13 protein-coding genes, 1 tRNA gene and 1 pseudogene are annotated in these 23,301 nt (G+C 72.1%); 9 read left to right on the plus strand and 6 right to left on the minus strand.

The genetic code is table 11. From position 1 onward, the window contains the following. The first annotated feature begins 44 nt into the window (after positions 1-44). Entirely contained in the window at positions 45-746 is a 702-nt protein-coding gene (locus FLP10_RS14830) for a ferritin-like fold-containing protein (protein ID WP_246150038.1), read from the plus strand. Positions 747-862: 116 nt separating this feature from the next. Here the strand turns inward: FLP10_RS14830 and FLP10_RS14835 are convergent, their stop codons facing one another. Together FLP10_RS14835 and FLP10_RS14840 are read right to left on the minus strand one after the other, a co-directional pair. Continuing rightward, the gene (locus FLP10_RS14835; protein WP_149161578.1) at positions 863-1,174 is read right to left on the minus strand and encodes a hypothetical protein; all 312 of its coding nucleotides are present in this window, start codon (positions 1,172-1,174) and stop codon (positions 863-865) included. Further along, a complete protein-coding gene (locus FLP10_RS14840; RefSeq protein ID WP_149161579.1) occupies positions 1,174-1,398 on the minus strand; it encodes a DUF3107 domain-containing protein in 225 nt (74 codons plus the stop codon). The genes FLP10_RS14835 and FLP10_RS14840 overlap by 1 nt, the downstream gene beginning before the upstream one ends. Positions 1,399-1,501: 103 nt before the next feature. On the opposite strand from FLP10_RS14840, the gene FLP10_RS14845 reads away from it, so the two are divergent. Both FLP10_RS14845 and FLP10_RS14850 read left to right on the plus strand, forming a co-directional pair. Next, positions 1,502-4,663, plus strand: coding sequence for a UrvD/REP family ATP-dependent DNA helicase (locus tag FLP10_RS14845; RefSeq protein ID WP_168209208.1), 3,162 nt, complete (start codon positions 1,502-1,504; stop codon positions 4,661-4,663). Continuing rightward, the gene (locus FLP10_RS14850) at positions 4,660-8,067 is read left to right on the plus strand and encodes an ATP-dependent helicase (RefSeq protein ID WP_149161581.1); all 3,408 of its coding nucleotides are present in this window, start codon (positions 4,660-4,662) and stop codon (positions 8,065-8,067) included. Before FLP10_RS14845 ends, FLP10_RS14850 begins: the two co-directional genes overlap by 4 nt. 410 nt (positions 8,068-8,477) lie before the next feature. On the opposite strand, the pseudogene FLP10_RS17900 reads toward FLP10_RS14850, so the two are convergent. Then, positions 8,478-9,317: pseudogene (locus FLP10_RS17900) on the minus strand (phosphotransferase); the annotation flags it as partial. On the opposite strand from FLP10_RS17900, the gene nudC reads away from it, so the two are divergent. Then, entirely contained in the window at positions 9,316-10,299 is a 984-nt protein-coding gene (gene nudC / locus FLP10_RS14855) for an NAD(+) diphosphatase (RefSeq protein WP_149161582.1), read from the plus strand. The pseudogene FLP10_RS17900 and the gene nudC overlap by 2 nt on opposite strands. Continuing rightward, a complete protein-coding gene (locus FLP10_RS14860; protein WP_149161583.1) occupies positions 10,296-12,194 on the plus strand; it encodes an ATP-dependent helicase in 1,899 nt (632 codons plus the stop codon). The genes nudC and FLP10_RS14860 overlap by 4 nt, the downstream gene beginning before the upstream one ends. A gap of 870 nt (positions 12,195-13,064) precedes the next feature. Here the strand turns inward: FLP10_RS14860 and FLP10_RS14865 are convergent. Beyond that, positions 13,065-14,441 carry a zinc-dependent metalloprotease gene (locus FLP10_RS14865; RefSeq protein WP_149161584.1) on the minus strand — a complete coding sequence of 459 codons (1,377 nt, stop codon included), beginning with the start codon at positions 14,439-14,441 and terminating at the stop codon, positions 13,065-13,067. Between the two features lie 140 nt (positions 14,442-14,581). Here FLP10_RS14865 and FLP10_RS14870 point away from each other — a divergent pair, with 140 nt between their 5' ends. From FLP10_RS14870 to FLP10_RS14880, 3 genes are all read left to right on the plus strand, one after another. Further along, on the plus strand, positions 14,582-15,712 hold the full coding sequence (locus FLP10_RS14870; protein WP_246150039.1) for a YlbL family protein: 1,131 nt from the start codon (positions 14,582-14,584) through the stop codon (positions 15,710-15,712). 68 nt (positions 15,713-15,780) lie between these two features. Beyond that, entirely contained in the window at positions 15,781-18,765 is a 2,985-nt protein-coding gene (locus FLP10_RS14875) for a UPF0182 family membrane protein (protein WP_210418415.1), read from the plus strand. Continuing rightward, on the plus strand, positions 18,762-19,625 hold the full coding sequence (locus tag FLP10_RS14880; protein WP_149161585.1) for a class I SAM-dependent methyltransferase: 864 nt from the start codon (positions 18,762-18,764) through the stop codon (positions 19,623-19,625). The genes FLP10_RS14875 and FLP10_RS14880 overlap by 4 nt, the downstream gene beginning before the upstream one ends. Before the next feature lie 60 nt (positions 19,626-19,685). Here FLP10_RS14880 and FLP10_RS14885 read toward each other — a convergent pair whose 3' ends face one another. Beyond that, a complete protein-coding gene (locus tag FLP10_RS14885) occupies positions 19,686-21,392 on the minus strand; it encodes a glycosyl hydrolase family 18 protein (RefSeq protein ID WP_149161586.1) in 1,707 nt (568 codons plus the stop codon). 300 nt (positions 21,393-21,692) lie between these two features. Here FLP10_RS14885 and FLP10_RS14890 point away from each other — a divergent pair. Next, positions 21,693-21,769: transfer RNA gene (locus FLP10_RS14890), tRNA-Met, on the plus strand. A 397-nt stretch (positions 21,770-22,166) separates the two neighbouring features. Here the strand turns inward: FLP10_RS14890 and FLP10_RS14895 are convergent. Further along, positions 22,167-23,174: a LacI family DNA-binding transcriptional regulator gene (locus FLP10_RS14895; RefSeq protein ID WP_149161587.1), complete on the minus strand. Its 1,008-nt coding sequence runs from the start codon at positions 23,172-23,174 to the stop codon at positions 22,167-22,169. Between the last annotated feature and the right edge of the window lie 127 nt (positions 23,175-23,301).

A 23,301-nucleotide genomic window follows, 5' to 3' on the forward strand; every position in this document is an offset into this window, starting at 1 on the left:
AGCCTAGCTGAGACCCCTGATAACGCCCCGGGTATGCTGGCGGGGTGGTGTGGTGGTCCAACAGGCGCAGGGCGCGACCCGAGCCCGGCCTGCGGCCCTCGGTCGTGCCGACCGAGCTGGTGCGGGTCGACTTCACCGACCTCGCACCCGAGCCGATCGCGTTCCTCGGGCAAGCCGCGGCGATCCAGCTCGAGTTCTTCGAGGGGCTCTCGCGCGCGGTCACGACCGCACCCGACCTCGGCGCGAAGGAGGGCCTGTCGGCCGCGGCCGGCGTCGCCCTGCGCAAGCATCACGCGCTCATCGCCGAGTTGCGTCGCGAGGGCGTCGAACCGGTCACGATGATGCAGCCGTTCGCCGCGGCGACCGATCGGTTCCGCGAGATCACGAGCGGCGACGACTGGTACGAGCTGCTGCTCGGCATCCACGTCACGAGCGGAATCCTCGACGACTTCTTCGCCCGGCTCGCCGAGGGGCTGCCGAGCGACCTCGGTTCCCGCGTGCGCAAGGTGCTCGACGAGGCCGGTGCGGGCGGAGTGCTCGTGCGCGAGCTCTCGTCGGCGATCGCCGACGTGCCGGGCCTGGCCGATCGGCTCGCCCTCTGGGGCCGCAGCCTCGTCGGCGACACGCTGCTCGTGGCCAAGTCGGCCCTGCGCACGGGCGGCGACGATCAGGCGGTCGAGCCGGTCTTCACCGAGCTCATCGCCGAGCACACGCGCCGCATGGACGCGCTCGGCCTCACGGCCTGAGCTGCGCAGGCAGAACGAGGCGGATGTCGCGCTGCGCGACATCCGGCATCGCCATGTCGAGGCGACGCGCGCGCCGAAACCGCGCGAACGCCGTGCGCCGGGCTCGCCCGGGCGCGCTAGGCGCGCCGCGCCGCCGTGCCCGGCCGCGAGAGGCGCTCGAAGAGCTCGGCGTCGGACTGCTCGCGGCGCGGGCCGATGAGCAGCGCCGTGAGCGCCGAGATCGCGCCGGCGGCGACGAGCGAGACGACCCAGATCCAGCCGCCGTCCCACGGCCAGCCGAACCAGGTCAGCACCACCCACACCGCCGCCGCGACGCCCGCGCCGACGGCGGGCACGAGCACGGTGCCGTAGGTCTGCCGACGGGGGAGCGCATAACGCGCGGCGAGCCCGAGGATCGCACCGCCGAGGGTGACGAACAGCAGCTCCATCAGGCCACGAACCCGACCCGACGCGACTCCTCGGAGCCGATCTCGACGTACGCGAGCGCCGCCGCGGGTACCAGGTAGACGCTGCCCTTGACGTCCTCGAGTCGCAGGAGCGGGGCCTGCCCGCCGAGCGCGGCCGCGACCGCCTGCTCGACCTCCGCAGCGGACTGGGAGGTCTCGAATCCCAGTTCGCGGGGGGAGTCCTGGATGCCGATACGAACGTCCACGGTGCGCCTTTCCTCGTGCTGTCAACGCTGGTGCCAACACTATGGCAGACCGCGCCGACGCCCGGTCGCGTTCACTGTCGGCGGAACCCGGTACGGTGACGCCATGCTCCCCGAACCCGACCGCGGAACCCACCGCACCGTCATCGCGTCGCGCGCCGGCGACGTCGACCGCGATCGCGTCCTCGGCCTGCCCGACGGCGCTTCGGCCGCGGTGTTCGGCGCGCCGGGCTCGGGCAAGACGACCCTCGCGATCGAGCTCGTCGCCGACCGGGTCGCCCGGCTCGGCTACTCGACCGACGAGGTGCTCGTGATCGCGCCGAGCCGCGGCACCGCGACCGCGCTGCGCGATGCGCTCGCCGTGCGGCTCGAGGTCACCACGAGGGGGCCGCTCGCGCGCACCGCGAACTCGATCGCGTTCCAGCTCGTGCGCGCGTACACGGGCCGCGGAGTGTCGCTGCTCACGGGCGCCGAGCACGACCAGCTCATCGCCGAGCTGCTCGAGGGCGGCATCCGCGACGGCGGGGGTCCGCAGTGGCCCGAGCCGTTCGGCCCCGACGTGCGGCGGCTGCGCGGGTTCCGGGCCGAGCTGCGCGACCTGCTCATGCGGGCGGCCGAGCACGGGCTCGACGGCGGAGGCCTCGCCGAGCTCGGCCGACGTGCCGACCGGCCCGAGTGGGTGGCGGCGGGCCGGTTCCTCGCCGAGTACGCCGAGGTGAAGGACGCGCTGCGGCCGACGTCGTTCGACTCCGCCGAGCTCGGCGCGTTCGCGGCGGCGATCGTGGGTGCCGCCCGTCGCGATGCCGACGCCGAGGCTGCGCTCGGCGCGCTCGCCCGGCTGCGGCTGATCGTCGTCGACGATGCGCAGGAGGCGACCGAGGCGACGGCATCGCTGCTGGCCGCGTTCGCGGCCCGGGGTGCGGCGGTCGTCGCGTTCGGCGACCCCGATGTCGCGGGCAACGGGTTCCGCGGCGGTCGGCCCGAACTCCTCGGCGCGCTGCCGAGCCTGGTCGGCGGCGAGGCCGTGCGACTCGTCCTGACCGGTCGGCACCGGGGGCGTGCGGCCACCCGCACGCTCGTCGCCCGCACGGTCGAGCACGTGGGGGCTGCGCTCGGCGGCGGGCACCGGTTCGAGCGTGAGGCCGCCGACCCCGATGGCGACCCGCTCGCGGCGGTGCTCGGCATCGAGGCGCCGTCGCACGCGGCCGAGTGCCAGTCGACCGCGGCGGTGCTGCGCGAGCGGCACCTGATCGACGATGTCCCGTGGTCGCGCATGGCCGTCGTGCTGCGTTCGGGCGGCGACGTGCCCGCGTTCGTGCGGGGCCTCGCGCTGGCCGACGTGCCGACCGGCGACTCGCAGACGCGGCAGGCGCTGCGCGACGCACCGGCGGCGGCCGCCCTGCTGATGGCCGCCGCCGTCGTGCTCGGCCGCGATCAGCTCACCGCCGAGCACGCCGTGGCGCTGCTGACCGGGCCGATCGGCCGGCTCGACGGAGTGGGCCTGCGCCGGCTTCGGCTCGCGCTGCGACACGACGAGCTCGCGGCAGGCGGTCAGCGCACCGGCGACGAGCTCCTCGTCGACGCGCTCGGGGCGCCCGGCGGATTCGAGACGATCGACGCGGCGCCGGCGCGACGCGCGGCACGGCTGGCGAAGCTGCTCGCCGCAGCGCGCACGACGGCGGCGTCGGGCGGCACGATCGAAGAGGTGCTGTGGAGCCTGTGGGACGGCAGCGGGCTCGCCGCCGAGTGGGGTTCCCAGGCATCCGGCACCGGCGTCATCGCGACCGAGGCGAACCGCTCGCTCGACGCAGTCGTCGCGCTGTTCTCGGCGGCCGAGCGCTTCGTCGAGCGCGAGCCCGACGCGGCGGCGGTGCGGTTCGTCGACGAGCAGCTCGCGAGCGAACTGCCCGAAGACACCCTCGCGCCGCGCCGGTCGTCCGACGCGGTGTTCGTCGGTACGCCGGCTGCGCTGGTCGGGCGCGAGTTCGACGTCGTGGTCATCGCCGGCCTGCAAGACGGCGTATGGCCCAACCTGCGGCCGCGCGGCACCCTCCTGCACGCCGGCCGCCTGCCCGCGGTCGTCGCCGCCGTGCGCTCGGGTGCGCCGCTGCCGACGGCCGAGTCGGCGCAGGATGCACGGCGGGCGGTGCAGGCCGACGAGCTGCGACTGTTCGCACTCGCCGCCTCGCGGGCCCGCCGGCAGCTCGTGCTCGCCTGCACGGCCAACGACGACGAGCAGCCGTCGTCGCTCATGGGCTTCGCCGAGACCCGCGTACGGGCGGCTCGGCGTCGACCGCTGCACCTGCGCGGTCTGGTCGGCGCCCTGCGGCGCGAGGCGGTCGAGTCGGCTGCGATCGGCTCGGGGGTGTCGACCGAGGCGGCGGCCGCCCTCGCTCGGTTGGCCGAGGAGGGGGTGCCCGGCGCCCACCCCGACGAGTGGTACGGGTTGCGCGAGCCCTCGACGACCGCGCCCGTGATCGATCTCGAGGGCGACCCCGAAGCCCGGGTGCCGGTCTCGCCGTCGCAGATCGACCGAGCAGAAGAGTCTGCACTCGGCTGGTTCGTCGACCACGTCGCATCACCGCCGTCGGGTGTGGCGGCGTCGATCGGCACCCTCGTGCACGCCGTCGTCGAAGAGGCCGGGGCGCGCCCCGATGAGGAAGTCACGATCGACGGTATCTGGGCCGCTGTCGAAGAGCGCTGGCGGCAGCTGCGATTCGAAGCCGGGTGGGTCGCCGAGCGCGAGTTGCGCGGTGCCCGCCGCATGGCCGAGGGCGCCGCCGAGTACCTGCAGTCGTTCGCCGACGAGGGCAAGGTGCTGCTCGGCGCCGAGGGGCGGTTCTCGCTCGAGGTGGGCCGGGTGAAGCTGTCGGGCACCATCGACCGCATCGAGGTGTCGCCCGACGGCACCACCGTCATCGTCGACCTGAAGACCGGGCGTCGCACCCCGACCGCAGCCGAGACCGCTGTGCATCCCCAGCTCGCCGCCTACCAGCTCGCGGCGCGGCGCGGTGCCGCGCCGAACGGCGGCCGTCACGGCGGTGCGAAACTCGTCTACGTCGGCCGGCCCACCCGCGGGCGGGCGTTCACCGAGCTCGCCCAGCAGCCGTTCGACGATGAGGCCGAGCAGGCGTTCGTCGAGCGGCTCGAGCAGCTCGCGCACGTGATGGCGGCGGCCGAGTTCGAGGCGCCCGGCGAGGTCGGGTTCCGGTCGCGCTTCGGCGACTGGATCTATCGGGTGCAGCTCGTTCCGGCGGTGTCGGCATGAGCGGGACGACGCTGCCGAGCGTGCGCATCGGTGCCTCCGAGATCGCGACTCGACTCGGGTTGCACGAGCCGACGCCCGAGCAGCGGGCGGTGATCGAGGCAGACCCGCGCGGGCGCGCGCTCGTGGTCGCAGGCGCCGGCAGCGGCAAGACCGAGACGATGGCGAACCGGGTCGTGTGGCTGCTCGCGAACGGCTTCGTCGAGGTGCCGCAGGTGCTCGGGCTGACGTTCACCCGCAAGGCGGCGGGCGAGCTCGCCGATCGGGTGCGCGAGCGCGTTGGGCAGCTCGTCGCGGCGGGGATCGCCGCGATCGAGCTCGATCCGCTCGAGGCGGCGGCCGTGGGCACCTACCACTCCTTCGCGAGTGCGATCTACCGCGAGCACGCCCTGCTGATCGGGCGCGAGCCCGACGCCGCGGTGCTCGGCGAGGCATCCGCCTGGCAGCTCGCGAGGCGCGTGGCGGCCGAATCGGCCGACCCGCGCCTGGTCGAGCTCGACGTGTCGCTCGATCGGGTGACCGAGGCGGTGCTCGCGCTCAGTCGCGCGCTCGCCGAGCACGTCGCCGACAGCCGCGACGTGCGCGCGATGGCGGCGCGGTTCCTCGCCATGCACGATCTGCCGATCGGCCGACCCCGCAAGCGCACCCCGTTCGACACCTTCACGGCGGCGCTCGGCGTGGTCGATGCGCTGCCGCCGCTGCTCGACCTCGCCGACGCGTACGCCGCGGCGAAGCAGCAGCGCGGCTACGTCGAGTTCGCCGACCAGGTGGCCCTGGCGCTGCAGATCTGCACGCGCCACCCCGACGTGGTCGCCGAATACCGCGACCGGTACCGCTCGGTGCTGCTCGACGAGTATCAAGACACGAGCGTGGTGCAGACGCGCCTGCTCGCGACCCTGTTCGGCGGCACCCCGGTGATGGCGGTGGGCGACCCCGATCAGTCGATCTACGGGTGGCGGGGGGCGAGCGCGGCGAACCTCGCGCGGTTCGGTCGCGATTTCGCGCCCGAGGCGGATGCCGCGACCTTCGACCTGTCGACGAGCTGGCGCAACCCGCGCGTGGTGCTCGACGCGGCGAACGCGATCATCGCGCCCCTCGGCGGCGGGGTGCCGAAGGCACCGCTCAGCCCGTCGCCGTTCGCCGTGCCCGGACGACTCGAGGTGGCCTGGGCCGAGACCATCGAGGCCGAGGCCGAGCGAGTTGCCGACTGGTTCGCCGCCCGGCTCGGCCGCGGCGGTGCCGGTGATCGGCGCGCGGCTGGTGATGGCGCGACGGGCAGCGGCGCCGGCGGCCTGCGCAGCGGCGCGCTGCTGTGTCGCACGCTGAAGAACGCCGGCGTCTTCACCTCGGCGCTGACCGCGCGCGGCATCCCGGTGCACGTGCTCGGCATCGCGGGGCTGCTCGACCAGCCGGTGATCGCCGACCTGGTCTGCGCGCTGCGGGTGCTGCACGATCCGACGGCCGGCGCCGAGCTCGTGCGGTTGCTGGCCGGCGCGCGGTGGCGCATCGGTGCTGCCGACCTCGCCGCGCTGCGCGGCCTCGCGCGCTGGCTCGCCGAGCGCGACACCGCGAGTCGGCGGCTCGACGACGACGTGCGCGACGGGCTCCGCGGCTCGCTCGCCGCCGAGGAGTCGCCGTCGATCGTCGACGCGCTCGACTTCCTCCTCTCGTCGCCCGACGAACACCGCGCACTCGCTGCGTTCAGCGCCGAGGGGCTCGCGCGGATGCGTCGCGCGGGCGCCCAGCTGCAGGCGTTGCGCCGCCGCGCCGGCGTCGGCCTTGTCGACCTGGTGGGGCTGGTGCAGCACGAGCTGCTGCTCGACATCGAGGTGGCCGCCAACAGCGACCGGCCGCTCGGCGCACCGAGCCTCGAGGCGTTCGACGACCTGCTGGCGAGCTTCGTCGACGTCGCCGAGCATCCGACCCTCGGCGCGTTCCTCGGTTGGCTGCACGAGGCCGAGCAACGCGATCGGCTCGCGCCCCGGCAAGACGATCCCGAGCCCGGGGCGGTGCAGGTGCTCACGATCCACGGGGCGAAGGGCCTCGAGTGGGATGTCGTCGCCGTGCCCCGGCTGGTCGAAGACGAGCTTCCGGCCGCGCCGCGGTCGACGAGGGGATGGCTCGCCTTCGGCGAACTGCCGAACGCGTTCAAGGGCGATGCCGCCGAGCTGCCCGACCTCGCGTGGCAGGGCGTGCAGAGCCAGCACGAGTTCGACGAGGCGTTCACGGCCTACCAGGCCGAGAACCGCGAGCGGTACGAAGAGGAAGAACGTCGGCTCGCCTACGTCGCGCTCACGCGAACCCGCTCCGACCTGCTGCTCAGCGGTTCGTGGTGGTCGACGCAGAAGGCGCCCCGCGAGCCGAGCCGCTACCTGCGCGAGGTCGTCGCGCTCGGCATCACCGCGGGCGACGCGCTGCCCGTGCGCCCCGTCGACGACGAGAACCCGCGCACGGCCGACGCCTCGGTCGTGCGCTGGCCGCTCGATCCGCTCGGGCCGAGACGCGCGGCCGTCGAGGCGGCGGCCGCCGCGGTGCGATCAGCGGCCGAGGGGCCGAGTGGCGCCCGCATCGGCCCGCGGCTGCGCGCCGAGCTCGACGCGCTGCTCGAAGAGCGCCGCCGCCGCTTGGCGGGCCCCGAGGCCGCGCCGATGCCGACCCGCGTGTCGGCGTCGCGCTTCAAGGACTGGGTCGACGACCCGGGTGCGGTCACCGCCGAACTCGCCCGGCCGATGCCGCAGCGACCCTACCGCGCGACCCGATTGGGCACGCTGTTCCATCGCTGGGTCGAGCACCGTTCGACCGGTGCGGGCGAGGCAGCGGCGATCGACGCGTTCGACCTAGCCGATGCGGTGGCGAGTGCCGACGAGTCGGCGGTCGCGGGTTCGCACGGCGAACTCGACACTGCCCGCATGCGCGAGTTGCAGGCGACGTTCGAGCGGTCCGAGTGGGGCGGGCGACGGCCCGTCGCCGTCGAGCTCGAACTGCACCTGCCGATCGACGCGCACGTGTTCATCTGCAAGATCGACGCCGTCTACGAGGTCGAGCCGGGGTCGGCAGAGGCTGCGCGAGGCATCCGCTACCAAGTCGTCGATTGGAAGACGGGCCGCGCCCCGCGCGACGCCCGCGACCTCGAGCTCAAGCAGACCCAGCTCGCGCTCTACCGCCTCGCGTACGCGAGCTGGGCCGGTGTTTCGGCCGAGCAGATCGACGCGGTGTTCTACTTCGTCGAGGACGACCGGGTGATCCGACCCGAGCGGGTCTACGACGAGGCTGAGTTGCGGCGCGCCTGGTCGTCGGCGGTCGGCGCGACGGCCGGGTCTGCGGCCTCAGCCGGATCGCCGACGTCAGCGCGGACGGCCGCGCCGCCGGCTCCACGGGCGGCCGGGTTCGCCGCATCCGACGGGTGATCGCCGGCCGGAACCGCGTCGCCCCAGTCGCTGAGGTCGAGCGGAATGGGCGCCGTGGCGTCGGCCGCGGCATCCGAACCGGTGCCCGCCTCGCCCGCCGCCTCGCGCTCGAGGTCCGAGAAGTCGTAGCTGTCGGTGAGCATGGTTCCCGCGTCGCGCGGCAGGTGCTCGCGCGGGGTGCGGTCGAGCAGCTGCTCGACGTCGTCGACGGTGAGGATCGGGCCGGTGTCGGGCGACAGCGACTCGCTCGAGCGGTCGTGCACGCTGGCGACGAGGCCGTCGAGCAGCCCGACCGCGTCGGCGATGATCGCGTCGTCGCGTTCGTCGACGCCGTGCAGCAGCCAGCGCGCGAGCTCGAGCTCGCCGTGCAGCAGCGCACGCTGCGCGAGGTGCGTGTCGGCGCCGCCCTCGCGGGCGACGAGATACGCCTCGAGTGCGCGTTCGGCGCTCGCGCCGCGCGCCGTGAGCAGCCAGTTCAGGTCGACGGCCGGGTCGCCGATCGAGAGCCCGGCCCAGCCGACGACGCCTGCGACCCGGTCGCCGTCGACGAGCAGCGAGTCCGAGCTGAGCCCGCCGTTGACGACCGTGGGCTGGAACCGCCACAGCGCGTCGTCGTCGACCGCCTCCTCCCATCGGCGCAGAATCGCGGCCGGCAGGTGCCCGGTGTCGGCGGCGCGGCCGATGACCTCGACCACGCCCTCGCGGCACGCGCCCGACGTGCGCCGCGGCAGGCCGGCTTCGCCGATGAACGTGCTGGGCAGCTGGTGGATCGCCGCGATCGCGAGCCCCACCGATTCGGCGAGCCGGTCGTGCGCGGTGAGCTCGTCGGCGGTCGCGGCCGCGCCGGGCAGGAACGCGGTGACGATCGCACGCGTGCCATCGAGAGGCGCCTGCCCCAGCACCTCGGGCACCGCGAACGGCAGGCGTGCGCGGATGCCGCCGGTCAGCGCGCGCAACGCGACGAGGTCGGCGGACTGCTCGGTCTCGGCCGCCTGCGAGCGCGGCGCGCGGATCAGCAGGTCGCGACCGTCGACGGCGCGCAAGCGCACCGCATCGTAACCGCCATGGCTTCGCCGAGTGTGCACCCCGGCGGCACGGACCTCCAGCCCGGGAACCGCCGCGGTGGCCAACGCGGCTAGAGTGAGAGCTGGTCTGGCCATGGCGCACAGCTTAAGCAGACAGTGGCGTCGCGGCGGCGACCGCCACGCGTTCCCGCCGAGTCCGACCGGGGAGCATCGAAAGGTGGTCATGGCCGCAACCTCCGTCCCGCCGCTCGGCCGCGGTGCGTTCGACCGCGACGGGGCCGCGCGCGGCGCGCCCGACGGCGACGCCCGATTCGACGCCGATGATGCGTCGCGGGTCGTGATCGTGCGGGCAGGGGCGGTGCTGCTCGCCGAGCGGGTCGACGGGTCGGCGCCCGCGCTCGACCTGCGGGCGCCGGCCGGCCTGCCCGCCGGGGTGTTGCGCGTGCGGCTCGGGCGCGAGAGCGAATCGGATGCCACGGAGCACGCCGTGCCCGCAACCACGGCCGCGCTGCAATTCGAGGCGCGGGTCTTCGACGAGGCATCCGCCGCGCTGATCGAACCCGAGGCGGCTCGCTGGCTCGACCTGCGTCGCGCCGTGCCGCTGCTCGACGATCGCGACGCGGCGCTGGCGACCACGGCGGTCGCGCTCGCAAACTGGCATGAACGCCACCCGCGCTGCCCGTTGTGCGGAGCCGAGACGCGCGTCGAACAGTCGGGGTGGGCGCGCCGGTGCGTCGCCGACGACAGCATGCACTTCCCGCGCACCGACCCGGCGGTGATCGTGCTCGTCACCGACGACGACGATCGGGTGCTGCTGGGCTCGAACGCGATGTGGGAGCAGCGCCGCTTCTCGCTGCTCGCGGGATTCGTCGAGCCGGGGGAGTCGCTCGAGCAGGCCGTGGTGCGCGAGATCGGCGAGGAGGCGTCGATCGCGGTCGACCGGGTCGAATACGTCGCGTCGCAGCCATGGCCGTTCCCGGCGAGCCTGATGCTGGGGTTCACGGCACGGGTCGCATCGGGCACGAAGCCTGCGACGGCGCGGCCCGACGGCGACGAGATCCTCGAGCTGCGCTGGTTCTCGCGCGACGACCTCGACCGTGCGCTGCCCGAGGTGGTGCTGCCGGGCGGTGCGTCGATCGCGCGCTGGCTGATCGAGCGCTGGTACGGCGGGCCGATCGATTCGAATGCTCCGTGGACGACGCGATGAACGAACGCGAACCCGCTGCCGCGCCCGGTGCGATCACAGACTCCGCCGCGGTCACTGACTCTGCCGCGATCGCCGACCCGGCCGACGACCCCGTCGCGACCGCCGCCGACCCGATCCGTGCGGTGCTCTCGGGGCTCGACGCCGAGCAGGCGGTGGTCGCCGAGTCGATCGGCGGGCCGGTGTGCGTGCTGGCGGGCGCCGGAACCGGCAAGACCCGGGCGATCACGCACCGCATCGCGTACGGCGTCGCGTCGGGGGCGTACGACCCGGCGCGGGTGATGGCGATCACGTTCACCGCACGCGCGGCCGCCGAACTGCGCACGAGGCTGCACGCGCTCGGCGCCGGCCGGGTGCCGGCCAGAACGTTCCACGCGGCGGCGCTCGCCCAGCTCAACCACTTCTGGCCGATCGTCGCGGGCGGCAGTGCGCCGCGCGTGCTCGACTTCAAGGGCCGGCTGCTCGGCGAGACCGCCCAACGTCTGCGGCTGAAAGTCGACACGCCGACGCTGCGCGACGTGGCCGCCGAGATCGAGTGGCGCAAGGTGACGGGGCTCGGCATGACCGAGTACGAGGCGCGGCTGCCCTCGCGCGGCACCCCGGGCGAACTCTCGATCGACCAGCACCTCGCGCTCATGAACGGGTACGAGACCCTGAAGGACGAGCGCCGCATGTTCGACTTCGAGGACGTGCTGCTCGTGACGGCGGGCATGATCGAGACCGAGCCGGCGGTCGCGCTGCAGGTGCGCGAGCAGTACCGGCACTTCCTCGTCGATGAGTATCAGGATGTCTCGCCCGCGCAGCATCGGCTGCTCCAGCTCTGGCTCGGCGACCGGCGCGACCTGTGCGTGGTCGGCGACGCGAGCCAGACGATCTACTCGTTCGCCGGCGCCAGCGCCGATTTCCTGCTCGACTTCGGCAGGGCGTACCCGGGCGCGACGGTCGTGCGGCTCGAGCGCAACTACCGTTCGGCGGCGCCCGTCGTCGAGCTGGCGAATCAGTTGATGCGGGGTCGGCCGGGGGCGCTGCGGCTGCAGGCTTCGCCCGCGGATGCCGCGGATGCCGCGGCGCCCGCCGCACGCGCGAAACCCTCGTCTCGTGCCGCGCAGATCTCGGCCCCGGCGCCCACGTTCACCGGCTTCGCCGACGATCTCGCCGAGGCCCGCGCGGTCGCCTCGCGCGTCCGCGCCCGCATCGACGCCGGGGTGCCGGCCGCCGAGATCGCCGTGCTCATCCGCGTGAACTCGCAGTCGGGCCTGTACGAGCAGGCGCTCGCCGAGGCATCCGTACCCGTGCGCGTGCGCGGAGCGCAGCGCTTCTTCGACCGCCCCGAGGTGCGCGAGGCCGTGCACGCCCTGCGCGCGCAGGCGCTCGTGCCGACCGACGAGCCGTTGTTCAAGGCGGTGAGCGACGTGCTGCGCGGAGTCGGCTGGTCGGTGCAACCGCCCGACGGGCCTGGCGCGGTGCGCGACCGGTGGGAGTCGCTGAACGCGCTGGCGCGCCTCGTCGACGATCAGCCGCGCGGCACCACGCTGCGGGTCTTCGCCGACGAGCTGCGCACCCGCGCCGAGACCCACCACGAGCCGGCGCTCGAGGCGGTCACGATCGCGACACTGCACTCGGCGAAGGGCCTCGAATGGGATGAGGTGCACCTGGTCGGGCTCACCGAGGGCTTGCTGCCGATCGCCTACGCGAAGGGGCTCGCCGCGATCGACGAGGAGCGGCGTCTGCTGTACGTCGGCATCACGCGGGCACGGCGACGACTCGACCTGACGTGGGCGGCACGACTCGGCGGCCAGCGGGGTGAGCGGGAGCCGTCGCGGTTCCTCGAGGAGCTCGGCATCCGCACTCGGGATGGGGTTCGTGCCGGCGGTGTCGTGGGGCGACGCCTCCGATGACGACGGATGCCGCGGCGAGTGCCGTGGCGCCCCGGCGCAGCCGATCGTCGACGGCGGCCGTCACCGCGGCGGACACGTCGTGCGCGATGCGCGCGTCGAGCGGCGGCGCGGGCTGATCGGCGAGCTGGGCGACGACGAGCGGCCACGCGGAGTCGGCATCGCGCCGGGCGAGATCGAGGCAGCGCAGGCACGGCCCGTCGCCGGGTTCGACCAGAGGCCCGACGGTGACGCCGTCGTGCTCGCGCACGACCGACAGGTGGGGGATGTCTCGCCGCAGCCACGGCAGGTGGGCCTGCGGGCGGATGCCCCACCCGCCGAAGAGGATCGCGAGGTCGACCTCGTCGGGATCGACCCGATCGACGGGCTCGACACGATGGCGGAACGATCGCAGCGCGTCGGCGACCGACGTCACGACGGCGCCCGCTCCATCGACCGCGATGAGCGCTGTGCGCGGCGAGCTCGTGCCCGAACCGTCGCGGCGATCGGCTTCGGCACCGGGCGTGGCCTCGCCCTCAGGCGGCAGGAACGCCGGTTCGAGTTCGACGAGCAGCTCGACGATGCGTTCCGGCGGCACCCCGAGCCCAGCGCCGACGGTGTGCAGCGTCGTCACGGACGCACCGTGCTCGAGCAACGCCACGAGCTGCGGAATGGCGTCGTGGTCGCAGCGCACGAGCGCGGCGGGGGTCGGCGCGCCGAGCTGCAGTTCGCTCGACGAGCGCCAGACCATCGGCAGATCGGGGTCGAGTCGCGGCGTCATGCGCCCGAGCCTGCCCGAATCGGCGCGACGAGCGGCCGGGTCATCCACAGGCGGCGGCTGCCACGCGATCACGCCACCGGGCGCACGCCGACCGGCGGCGCACCCGACCGGGCCTACTCGCCCCGCGGCTCCTCGCCGTCGTCGCCGGGGGCGGCGGGCGTCTCGCCGCGCAGCAGCTGCTCGAGCGCCTGATCGAACTCCTCGTCGGCCACGGCGCCCTGGGCGTCGTGCCCGGTGAGGCGGGCGATCAGCGTGTCGGGGTCGTCGAGGTCGGCGGCCGACGGCAGCAGGTCGGGGTGACCCCACAGTGCGTCGCGCCCGCCGATGCCGAGCTCGTCGCCGATGCGCCGCCACAGGGCCGCTGCCTCGCGAAGGCGCCGGGGTCGCAGCTCGAGCCCGACCAGGGTGGCGAGCGCCGATTCGGCCGGGCCGCCCGAGGCACGCCGGCGGCGGATCGTCTCGGCGACCAGGTCGGCCTTCGGCAGGCGCGAGGTGGCGTCGGCGGTGACGACGTCGACCCAGCCCTCGACGAGGGCGAGCATCGTCTCGAGCCGGTCGAGCGCGGCCTGCTGCGACTCGCTGCGCGGTTTGATGAGCGCGCCGCTCGTCACCGCGTCGCGCAGGCGATCGGTGTCGGAGGGATCGAAGTCGGCAGCCAGCTCTTCGAGCCGTTCGGTGTCGATGTCGATGCCGCGTGCGAACGTGGTGATCGCCGTGATGAGGTGCAGGCGCAGCCAGCGCGCCTGGCGGAACAGCCGGGCGTGCGCGAGCTCGCGCACCGCGAGGTACAGCTCGACCTGGTCGACGGGGATCTCGAGGTCGGTGCCGAACTCGGCCACGTTCTGGGGCAGGATCGACGCGCGCCCGTCGTCCATCAGCGGGATGCCGATGTCGCCGCCCGAGACCACCTCGGTCGCGAGCTCGCCGACGACCTGGCCGAGCTGCATCGCGAAGAGCGCGCCGCCGACGCCGCGGATGATGCGGCTCGTGCCGAGGATCATCTGCCGCATCTCTTCGGGCGCCTGCTCCTCCATGATGCGCACGAGCGAATCGGCGATGCTCGTGGCGACCGGCTCGGCGAGCTGGGTCCACACGGGCATCGTCGCGGCGACCCAGGCGCGGCGGGTCAGCAGTTCGGGGCCCGAGGGGAGCGACGCGACATCCACCGCCTCATCGAGCCAGAGCGAGGCGACCTGGAAGGCCTGGTCGAGTCGCGCCCGTTCCGCGTCGCCGAGCTGGGTCTGGCCGGCCGAAGCGCGCTGCTCGCCCTGGCGCAGTGCGATCGACCAGTCGATGCCGTCGCCCTGGCTGTTCATCGCCTGCTGCAGCTGGCCGAACAGCGCGGCGAGGCTGGCCGGGTCGCTGGGGAGCCCCGCGGCGCCCGCGAGCTGCGACGGATCGATGCCGCCGCTGCCCGACAGCAGGTTGCGCAGCAGGTCGCGGAACTCGTCCTCGGGGTTCTGCTCTCGCGCGTCGTCGTCCTCGGCCACAGCGGGCACCTCCTGTCGTGTCCTCCCACGCTAACGCCGCGACCCGGGCCCGGTGCTGGGAAATGGCCTAGGCTGACCTTCCGGGTGTCCGCCTGTCGCGAACAGCTCCGGCACGCACGGGCATCTCCGGGAGGACAGGGTTGAGCATCTTCGACGATGAGCCCGGGCTGCCAGAGGAACCGCGCCACCGCTCCGACGCCGTTGCCAAGCGGCCGCGACGCGAGACCATCGGGCGGTGGAGCCTCGCGATCGCGATCGTGATCGCCCTCGTGTTCGCCCTGCTGCCGTCGCCCTACGTCATCGAGCGACCCGGGCCCGTCTTCGACACCCTCGGCACCGCCGAGCACGGCGACGAGCAGGTGCCGCTCATCGAGATCCCCGACGAAGAGACCTTCCCGACCGAGGGCCAGCTCAACCTGCTCACGGTGTCGGTCGTGGGTCGGCCCGGTGCCACGCCGAACTGGTTCGAAGTGCTCGGCGCGTGGTTCGACCGCAGCGCATCGGCCGTGCCCACCGAGGCGATCTTCCCGCCAGGGATCACCCAGGAAGATCGCGACGCCGAGAACCAGGCCGCCATGGTCGACTCGCAGCAGGACGCGATCGCCGCGGCGCTCGTTGAACTCGGGTACGACTTCCCGCGCGAGGTCACGGTGGCCTCGGTGTTCGACGACTCGCCCGCCGACGGCGTGCTCGAGGACGGCGACGTGATCGCCGCCGTGAACGGCACCGAGGTGCATGCGATCGACGAGCTGCGCGGCGCGGTGGCCGACAACGGCACGGATGCCCCGGCGACGCTGTCGATCGTGCGCGGCGGCGAGAGCCTCGACGTCGAGGTCGTGCCGGTCGAGCGCTCGGGCCAGGCGATCCTGGGCGTCGGGGTGCGCATGCGGTACGAGTTCCCGATCGACGTCGAGATCCGGCTCGACGACGTCGGCGGCCCGAGCGCCGGCATGATGTTCGCGCTCGGCATCGTCGACAAGCTCACGCCCGGCGCGATGACCGGCGGCGAGATCATCGCCGGCACCGGCACGATCGACGCGGCCGGAACGGTCGGCGCGATCGGCGGCATCCGACAGAAGCTGTGGGGGGCCGACGGCGTCGGCGCCGACTGGTTCCTCGCGCCGAAGGCGAACTGCGGCGAGGTCGAAGGGCATGTCCCCGACGGCATGCGCGTGTTCGCCGTCGAGACGCTCGACCAGGCTCGTGAGGTGGTCGAGGCGGTCGCCGATGGCGACGACACGAGCGAATTCGCCACCTGCACCACCGAGTGAACCCGACGGCCAGCCGATTCCAAGGCTGGCGCGCCTAGGATGGTTCTCCGATCCCGTCCCGACCGAACATGAGGCCGAGAGTGTCAACTGAGACGCAGCAACCCAGGGCATCGCGGCGCCGCGCGCCCATCGTCATCACGATCGGGGTGGTGTTGCTGCTCGTCATCGCGTTCTTCGTGTTCGCCGGCATCTACGCCGACATCATGTGGTTCGACCAGCTCGGGTTCCTGAACGTGCTGACGACCGAGTGGATCGCGCGCATCGTGCTGTTCCTGATCGGCTTCGTCGCGATGGCGCTTCCCGTCTGGGCGTCGATCATGATCGCGTATCGCACCCGACCGGTGTACGCGAAGCTGAACAGCCAGCTCGACCGGTACCAAGAGGTGTTCGAGCCGCTGCGCAGGCTCGCGATGTACGGCATCCCCGCCGTACTCGGCATCTTCGCCGGCGTGTCGACAGCCGCCCGCTGGGACGTCGCACTCACCTGGCTGAACCGCACCCCGTTCGGCGAGGTCGACCCGCAGTTCGGCCTCGACGTCGGGTTCTTCGTGTTCGAGCTGCCCTTCTATCGTTCGGTGGTCGGGTTCGCGTCGGCGGCGGTGCTGCTGTCGGCGCTGCTCGTGATCGCCACGAACTACCTCTACGGCGCCATCCGCATCTCGGGCCGCGAGATCGTGATCGCCAAGGCCGCGCGCATCCAGATCGCGCTGACCGCCGGCCTCTACCTGCTGCTGCAGGGTGTCAGCATCTGGCTCGACCAGTATGCGACCGTCACCGAGAGCGGCGGACTCATCACCGGTGCGGCATACACCGAGGTGCACGCGACGATCCCGGGCCGGCAGATCCTCGCCGCCATCGCGGTGGGCGTGGCCATCCTGTTCCTCATCACGGCCGTGATCGGCCGCTGGCGCCTGCCCCTCGTCGGCACCGCGCTGCTCGTCGTGGCCGCGTTGCTGATCGGCTCGCTGTACCCGTGGGTGGTGCAGCGGTTCCAGGTGGTGCCGAGCCAGTTGCAGCTCGAGTCCGAGTACATCCAGCGCAACGTCGACCTCACACGTCAGGCGTACGACGTCGACGACATCGAAGAGATCGACTACGAGGCGAAGACCGACACCGAGCCGGGCGCGCTCCGCGCCGACGCCGAGACCACCGCCTCGATCCGACTCATGGACCCTGCCGTCATCGCCCGGTCGTTCCGCCAGCTCGAGCAGTACCGGCAGTACTACCAGTTCCCGAACGACCTCGACGTCGACCGCTACCAGCTCGACGGCGGCACGCAGGACACGATCGTCGCGATCCGCGATGTCGACCTCGAAGGTCTCGGCGACGCCAGCACCTGGTACAACTCGCACATCGTCTACACCCACGGCTACGGTCTCGTGGCCGCGGCGGGCAACCAGCGTTCGGCCGACGGGCAGCCGGTGTTCCTCCAGTCGGGCATCCCGTCGACGGGTGCGCTCGGCGACTTCCAGCCGCGCGTGTACTTCGGCGAGAACTCGCCCGCGTACTCGATCGTCGGCGGGCCCGAGGGGTCGAAGCCGGTCGAGCTCGACTACCCGGCCGGCAGCAACTCGACCGAGCAGACGCAGACCACCTTCGACGGCGACGGCGGGCCGAAGCTCGACAACGCCTTCACCAAGCTGGTCTACGCGCTGAAGTTCCAGTCCGAGCAGATCTTCCTCTCCGACGCAGTGAACGACGAGTCGCAGATCCTCTACGACCGCGACCCGATCGAGCGCGTCTCGAAGGTCGCGCCGTACCTCACGCTCGACAGCGACACCTATCCGTCGGTCGTCGACGGTCGCATCGTGTGGATCGTCGACGGCTACACCCTCACCGACCAGTTCCCGTACTCGAACAAGGTGAGCATGAGCGAGGCGATCGCCGACAGCGAGGGCGTCGCCCCGGCGCTCGCGTTCGACGAGATCAACTACATCCGCAACTCGGTGAAGGCCACCGTCGACGCGTACGACGGCACGGTGAAGCTCTACGCGTGGGATGCCGAAGACCCGATCCTGCAGACCTGGCAGAAGATCTTCCCGTCGACGCTGTCGCCGATGAGCGAGATGTCGGGCGAGCTCATGAGCCACGTGCGCTACCCCGAAGACCTCTTCAAGGTGCAGCGCGCCGTGCTCGGCCGGTACCACGTCGACCAGGCGGGGGCCTTCTACTCCCGCGAGGACGCCTGGACCACGCCGAAGGATCCGACCCAGCCGCAGGCGAGCACGCTGTTGCAGCCGCCGTACTACCTGACGATGCAGATGCCCGGTCAGGATGCCCCGAGCTACTCCCTGTACTCGACGTTCATCCCCGAGGCGCGCGGCGACCAGAGCCGCAACGTGCTGCGCGGGTACCTCGCGGTCGACTCCGACGCCGGAACCGAGGCGGGCGTGAAGGCCGAGGGCTACGGCAAGCTGCGACTGCTCTCGCTGCCCGAAGACGACAACGTGCCCGGCCCGGGTCAGGTGCAGAACACGTTCAACTCCGATCCGACCGTGGGTCGCGAGTTGAACATCCTGAAGCAGGGCCAGTCCGACGTCATCAACGGCAACCTGCTGACCCTGCCGGTCGGCGGCGGCCTGCTCTACGTGCAGCCGGTCTACGTGCAGTCGACGGGCAACACGAGCTACCCGCTGCTGCAGAAGGTGCTCGTCGCGTTCGGCGACCAGATCGCCTTCCAGGACACCCTCGACCAGGCGCTGAACGTGCTGTTCGGCGGCGACTCGGGTGCCGCGGCGGGCGACAACACGGTCGATCCCGGCGAGAGCCCGACCGAGCCGACCGACCCCGGCGCCGAGCCGACCGACCCCGGAACCGAGCCGACCGAACCCTCGCAGAGCACCGAGCTGCAGCAGCTGCTCAACCGTGCGAAGCAGGCGCTCGCCGACAAGCAGCAGGCGCTCGCCGATGGCGACTGGACGGCGTACGGCGAGGCCGACGCCGAGCTGGCCGAGATCATCTCCGAGCTCGTCGTGCTCGCTGGCGATGAGGGCTCCTCGACCGGCGGTTCGGATGGTTCGACCGGCGGCACGAACGGCGGCTCGAACGGGTGAGCGTCGACCTGCGCTCGGGTGACTGGCTCGACGACAATCGCGCCAACTGGGATGACCGGGTGCCCGTGCACCTCGGCAGCGAGATGTACGATCGCAGCGCGTTGATGTCGGGCGGCAGCCAGCTCGACCCGATCGCGCGCGAGGGCATCGAGCGGCTGTTCCCCGAGGGGCTCGAGGGCAAGCGGGTGCTGCACCTGCAGTGCCACTTCGGCAGCGACTCGCTGTCGCTCGTCAACCTCGGCGCGACGGTCGTCGGCATCGATTTCTCGGAGCCCGCGATCGACGAGGCACGGCGCGCCGCCGCCGAGCTCGGCGTCTCCGACCGCGCCCGGTTCATCCAGGCGAACGTGTACGACGCGCGACACATGCTGCCCGAGCCCGAGTCGTTCGACCTCGTGTTCACGACCTGGGGCACGATCGGCTGGTTGCCCGACGTCGCCGAGTGGGCTCGTATCGTCGCGTGGTTCCTGAAGCCGGGCGGGCACCTGTACTTCGCCGACGGGCATCCGACGGCGTGGATCTTCGACTACGACGGCGAACCCGACGAGGGCGCGCTTCCGAAGGTGCGGTTTCCGTACGACTCGTCCAAGCCCGACGTGCTCGAGGACCCGAGCGACTACGCCGACACCGAGGCCGTGATCGAGCACGCCCGCACGTGGGAGTGGACGCATCCGCTTTCCGAGACGATGCGTGCGATTCGCGACGCCGGGCTCGTGATCGAGGAGTTCGAGGAGCACTTCCGGTTACCGTGGCGCGTCTTCCCGGCGGTCGTGCCGGTCGGCGAGGGCATGTACGGATGGCCCGACACGAAGTGGATTCCGCTCGCGGTCGAACTCGTGGCGAGGCATCCGGGTTCATAGGACTGCCGATGGCCGGCCCGCTCGCGCGGGCCGGCCATCGTCGTTCGGGTGTTCGTCCGGTCAGTCGCAGGGACCGACCACGTCCCACGCGCCCCACGTGGTGGAGCCGGGCAGTTCGCCCTTGGTCCACCACTGGGCGACGTAGGTGACGCCGGCGCGGCTCACGCGGTCGCCGGCGAGATAGACGGTCGACGCGTCCCACGCCGGCGCGCAGGCGACGGGCGCGGGCGTCGGTGCGGTGCCGCAGCCGCCGATCGCCTGCCACGGACCCCACTGGTCGCCGGGGGTCTGGTTGCGGGTCCACCACTTGGCGCGGTACTCGATGCCGCCGTACGAGACGACGTCACCCGCGGTGTAGACGCTCGACGCGTACCAGGGTGCGGCGCAGGACGCATCGATGCCGGGGCCGGGGGTCGCGGCGCGCAGGGTGTCGCCGAGCGCCGAGCCGAGTTCGTTGCGGAAGTCGCCCGAGAGGTCCCACCACATTGCGCCGCCGTAGCCCTGGGCGGCGAGCCATTCGGCCTTGGCGGTCACCGAGGTCGGGTCGTCGTAGCTCCACCACTGGTCGCCGTCGTACCGCCACGAGGCGCCGATCGCCGGGTCGAAGAAGGCCGTGCCGACCGTGCGCAGCTCGGCGTAGGTCTTCGTGCCGATGTACCCGGCGGCGGGCTTCCACCCGGCCGAGCCGTCGGCGACCCCGAACCATCCGTGCCCGTAGGCCGCGAGGCCTGCGTTCAGCTGGTCGGGCCGTGCGCCGGCCGCGACGTACATGCCCATCGCGCCGTCGAGCCCGAGGCCCCAGTTCTGGTCGCCGTCGGGGTGCAGGTTGCCCTGGTGGCCCGTGGTGGTCGGCACCCAGCCTCCGTGGAAGTCGTAGCCCTGCACGTTCAGGAAGTCGACCGTCGCGAACAGTCGCGGGTCGAGCCATCCGCCCTGCCCGGCGTTCCAGCCGCCCGCCGGAGCGAACGCGGTGAGCAGGTACTGCTCGCCGGTCTCGGCGCCGAGCGCGTCGAGCTCCGTGCGGAACTCCTCCATCAGCAGCAGGAAGTTCTCCTTGTCTTCGGGGCGTGCGTTCGCGGTCTCGCCGCCGGTGACGGGCCACTCCCAATCGATGTCGATGCCGTCGAAGATGCCGGCTGCGACGCCCGCGCCGCCCTTGCCGGCGATCTCGGGCAGGTCGCCCCTGAGGTACAGGTCGATGCAGCTCTCGACGAGTCGCGTGCGCCCCTCGGCCGTCGAGGCGGCCTCGGAGAAGTGGTCGCTCCAGGTCCAGCCGCCGAGCGAGACGAGCACCTCGATGTCGGGATGCGCCGCCTTCAGCTTGCGCAGCTGGTTGAAGTTGCCCGCCAGCGCCTGGCCCGGGGCATCCGCGACGCCGTCGACCGAGTCGGCCGCCGGTACCGCGCGCACGAAGTCGTTCTGCGCGTCGCCCTCGCCGGGTTCGTCGAGGATGTCGCAGACCAGGTCGCTCGTGACGTTGCCGAACGCGTAGTTCAGGTGCGTGAGGTCGTCGATCGCGCCCGTCGTGACGAGGTCGACGACGTTCACGTCGCGGGTGACCGGTGCGTCGGCCATGATGTAGCCGACCGAGCGGTAGCCGTTGAGGGCTTCGGTGCCGTCGGTGCCGGTCGCGTTGCCGGCCGCCTTGCCTGGGGTCGCCGGGCTTGCGGGGGCTGCGGCCGCCGGCGCGACCGCCGCGCCGAGGGCGAGCGCTGCCGTCGCGGCCAGCGCGAGTGCGGTGCGTCTGAGCACAGGTGTGCGGGTCATGGGGTCCTTCCGTGTCGTACGTGTCGTACGTGTCATCCGTGTCGTTTCCGTTCGTTCCGTCGTCGTCGCCGGAACCCGGTCGGCACCACCCACACACCTGCCGCAGACCTCGTCCCGGGTTGGGCGAGACGCTATCGAAGGGCAGCCCAAGTATGGAAGGACTCTTTACAAACATTGCGGATGTCGCGACGAAACCCGTGACCCGTTGTCGGGTGTCGCCAACGGTCGCGCGCCGTCGGTGGCGCGCGTTCGCGCCGATTTGAGGGCGCCCCGATCCCGTGCTAGAGTCATCTCTTGTGCCGCGGGGTGGAGCAGTTCGGTAGCTCGCTGGGCTCATAACCCAGAGGTCGTAGGTTCAAATCCTGCCCCCGCAACCAAGTAGTCCCGGTCAGACGTGGTTTTCGATCCCTATCAAGGGAATGAAGACTGACCGACTCGGCGAGAATCCGGCGCAGCGCGATGCTGTGCCGGATTTTGCTTTCTCCGCACCAGGTGCGCCTCGGGGGCACTCGTGATCGCGCGGCACGGCTCGTGCACCTGTCTCGTATGAGTGAGAAATCGCCACCCGTTCCCGGGCCTCGAACCGGTGTAGCCCACGACCTGCGTCACGCACACCGCGGGCCGCGACCCTTCCGTGTGGGCCGGAGCGTGCCCCCGTGGTGCGCGCCGAGGCTCGGTTGCGCTACAGCGACCGGCTTGAACCTGACTCCGTCGGTCCACCGATTGAGGGCGCCCGTGACCCTGCCTCAGAGCATTCGCGGCACGTCGAAGGTGCTACGACCTCCACTGAAGGCCTCTCGGGCTCGCCGTGGAGCCACGCACCACGAGTTGGGTCGACAGCTCGACGTTGCCCTCGACCGTGTTGCCGCCGAGCGTGTCGATGACGAGTCGCGCGGCATGCGTGCCCATTTCGCGCACTGGCTGACGCACGGTCGTCAAGTCGGACAGCTCCGCCATCGGGTGGTCGTCGACGCCGACGATCGAAACGTCTCCCGGCACGTGGAGCCCCACTCGGCGCAGCGAACGCATTGCGCCGATCGCGACCTCGTCGGAGAACGCGAACACCGCGGTCGGCGGCTCATCGAGACTCAACAGCTGGTCCATGGCTCGCGCGCCCCCGTCGAGTGAGAATTCCATCCGTACGTTGAGCTGTGGGTCGAAGTCGATCCCGCTTGCCTCGAGCGCGGCGCGATATCCGGCGTCGCGCCCCGCGTCCGGTTGCCAAGGGTCACCCTCGGGATCGGTGATTCCGATGCGTGCGATCCGGCGGTGACCGAGCTGGATCAGATGATTCATTGCTTGCCGCGCGGCCCGTGTCTCGTCGATGTGGATCGACGTGTAGTGGTCGATCCATGACCCGGCGATCACGATCGGTACAGCCATGTCGCCAAGCCGCTCGACTTGTTCGTTCGACAACGGCACGGCGACGAGAATCACCGCGTCGACGTTTCGGCGTGCAGGTAGTTCGTCGAAGAACGCGTCGCGTTCGGCTTCCGACGAGACTCGGTAGAAGAGCACGTCGTAACCGGCCGAACGGAGCACCGGCTCGATCGCGCCGAGGATCGCGTAGTAGAACCAGGTCTCGGTGTCACGGACCACCACGGCAACGCGCCGAGTCTGACCGGTCGCGAGGCGTGAAGCGTCTGGCGAGATCGTGTACACGAGTTCGCCGGCGATGCGCTTGATCTCGGCGCGGGTGGCGGCGGACACCCCGGAAGCTCCCGACAGGGCGCGCGAAACGGTCGACACCGAGACGCCGGCGATCCTGGCGACGTCGGACATGTTGGCTGGGCGAGCGGAGTCGGTCACGTGTGCAGTGTAGCCGGATTACGCAAACGTTTGCGCGCAATTCCTTGGCTGAACGCGCCGGACTTGACGTGACGCAGACAACTGCCTACAGTTCCAACTC

The organism is Agromyces intestinalis (assembly GCF_008365295.1).
In the GTDB taxonomy this organism is placed as follows: Bacteria; Actinomycetota; Actinomycetes; order Actinomycetales; family Microbacteriaceae; genus Agromyces; species Agromyces intestinalis.

Excerpts from the sequence above, each read along its gene's own strand:
- FLP10_RS14835 (WP_149161578.1), bottom strand. The coding sequence starts at position 1,174 with ATGGAGCTGCTGTTCGTCACCCTCGGCGGTGCGATCCTCGGGCTCGCC.
- FLP10_RS14845 (WP_168209208.1), top strand. The coding sequence starts at position 1,502 with ATGCTCCCCGAACCCGACCGCGGAACCCACCGCACCGTCATCGCGTCG.
- FLP10_RS14850 (WP_149161581.1), top strand. The coding sequence starts at position 4,660 with ATGAGCGGGACGACGCTGCCGAGCGTGCGCATCGGTGCCTCCGAGATC.
- nudC (WP_149161582.1), top strand. The coding sequence starts at position 9,316 with ATGGCCGCAACCTCCGTCCCGCCGCTCGGCCGCGGTGCGTTCGACCGC.
- FLP10_RS14860 (WP_149161583.1), top strand. The coding sequence starts at position 10,296 with ATGAACGAACGCGAACCCGCTGCCGCGCCCGGTGCGATCACAGACTCC.
- FLP10_RS14875 (WP_210418415.1), top strand. The coding sequence starts at position 15,781 with ATGAGGCCGAGAGTGTCAACTGAGACGCAGCAACCCAGGGCATCGCGG.
- FLP10_RS14885 (WP_149161586.1), bottom strand. The coding sequence starts at position 21,392 with ATGACCCGCACACCTGTGCTCAGACGCACCGCACTCGCGCTGGCCGCG.
- FLP10_RS14895 (WP_149161587.1), bottom strand. The coding sequence starts at position 23,174 with ATGTCCGACGTCGCCAGGATCGCCGGCGTCTCGGTGTCGACCGTTTCG.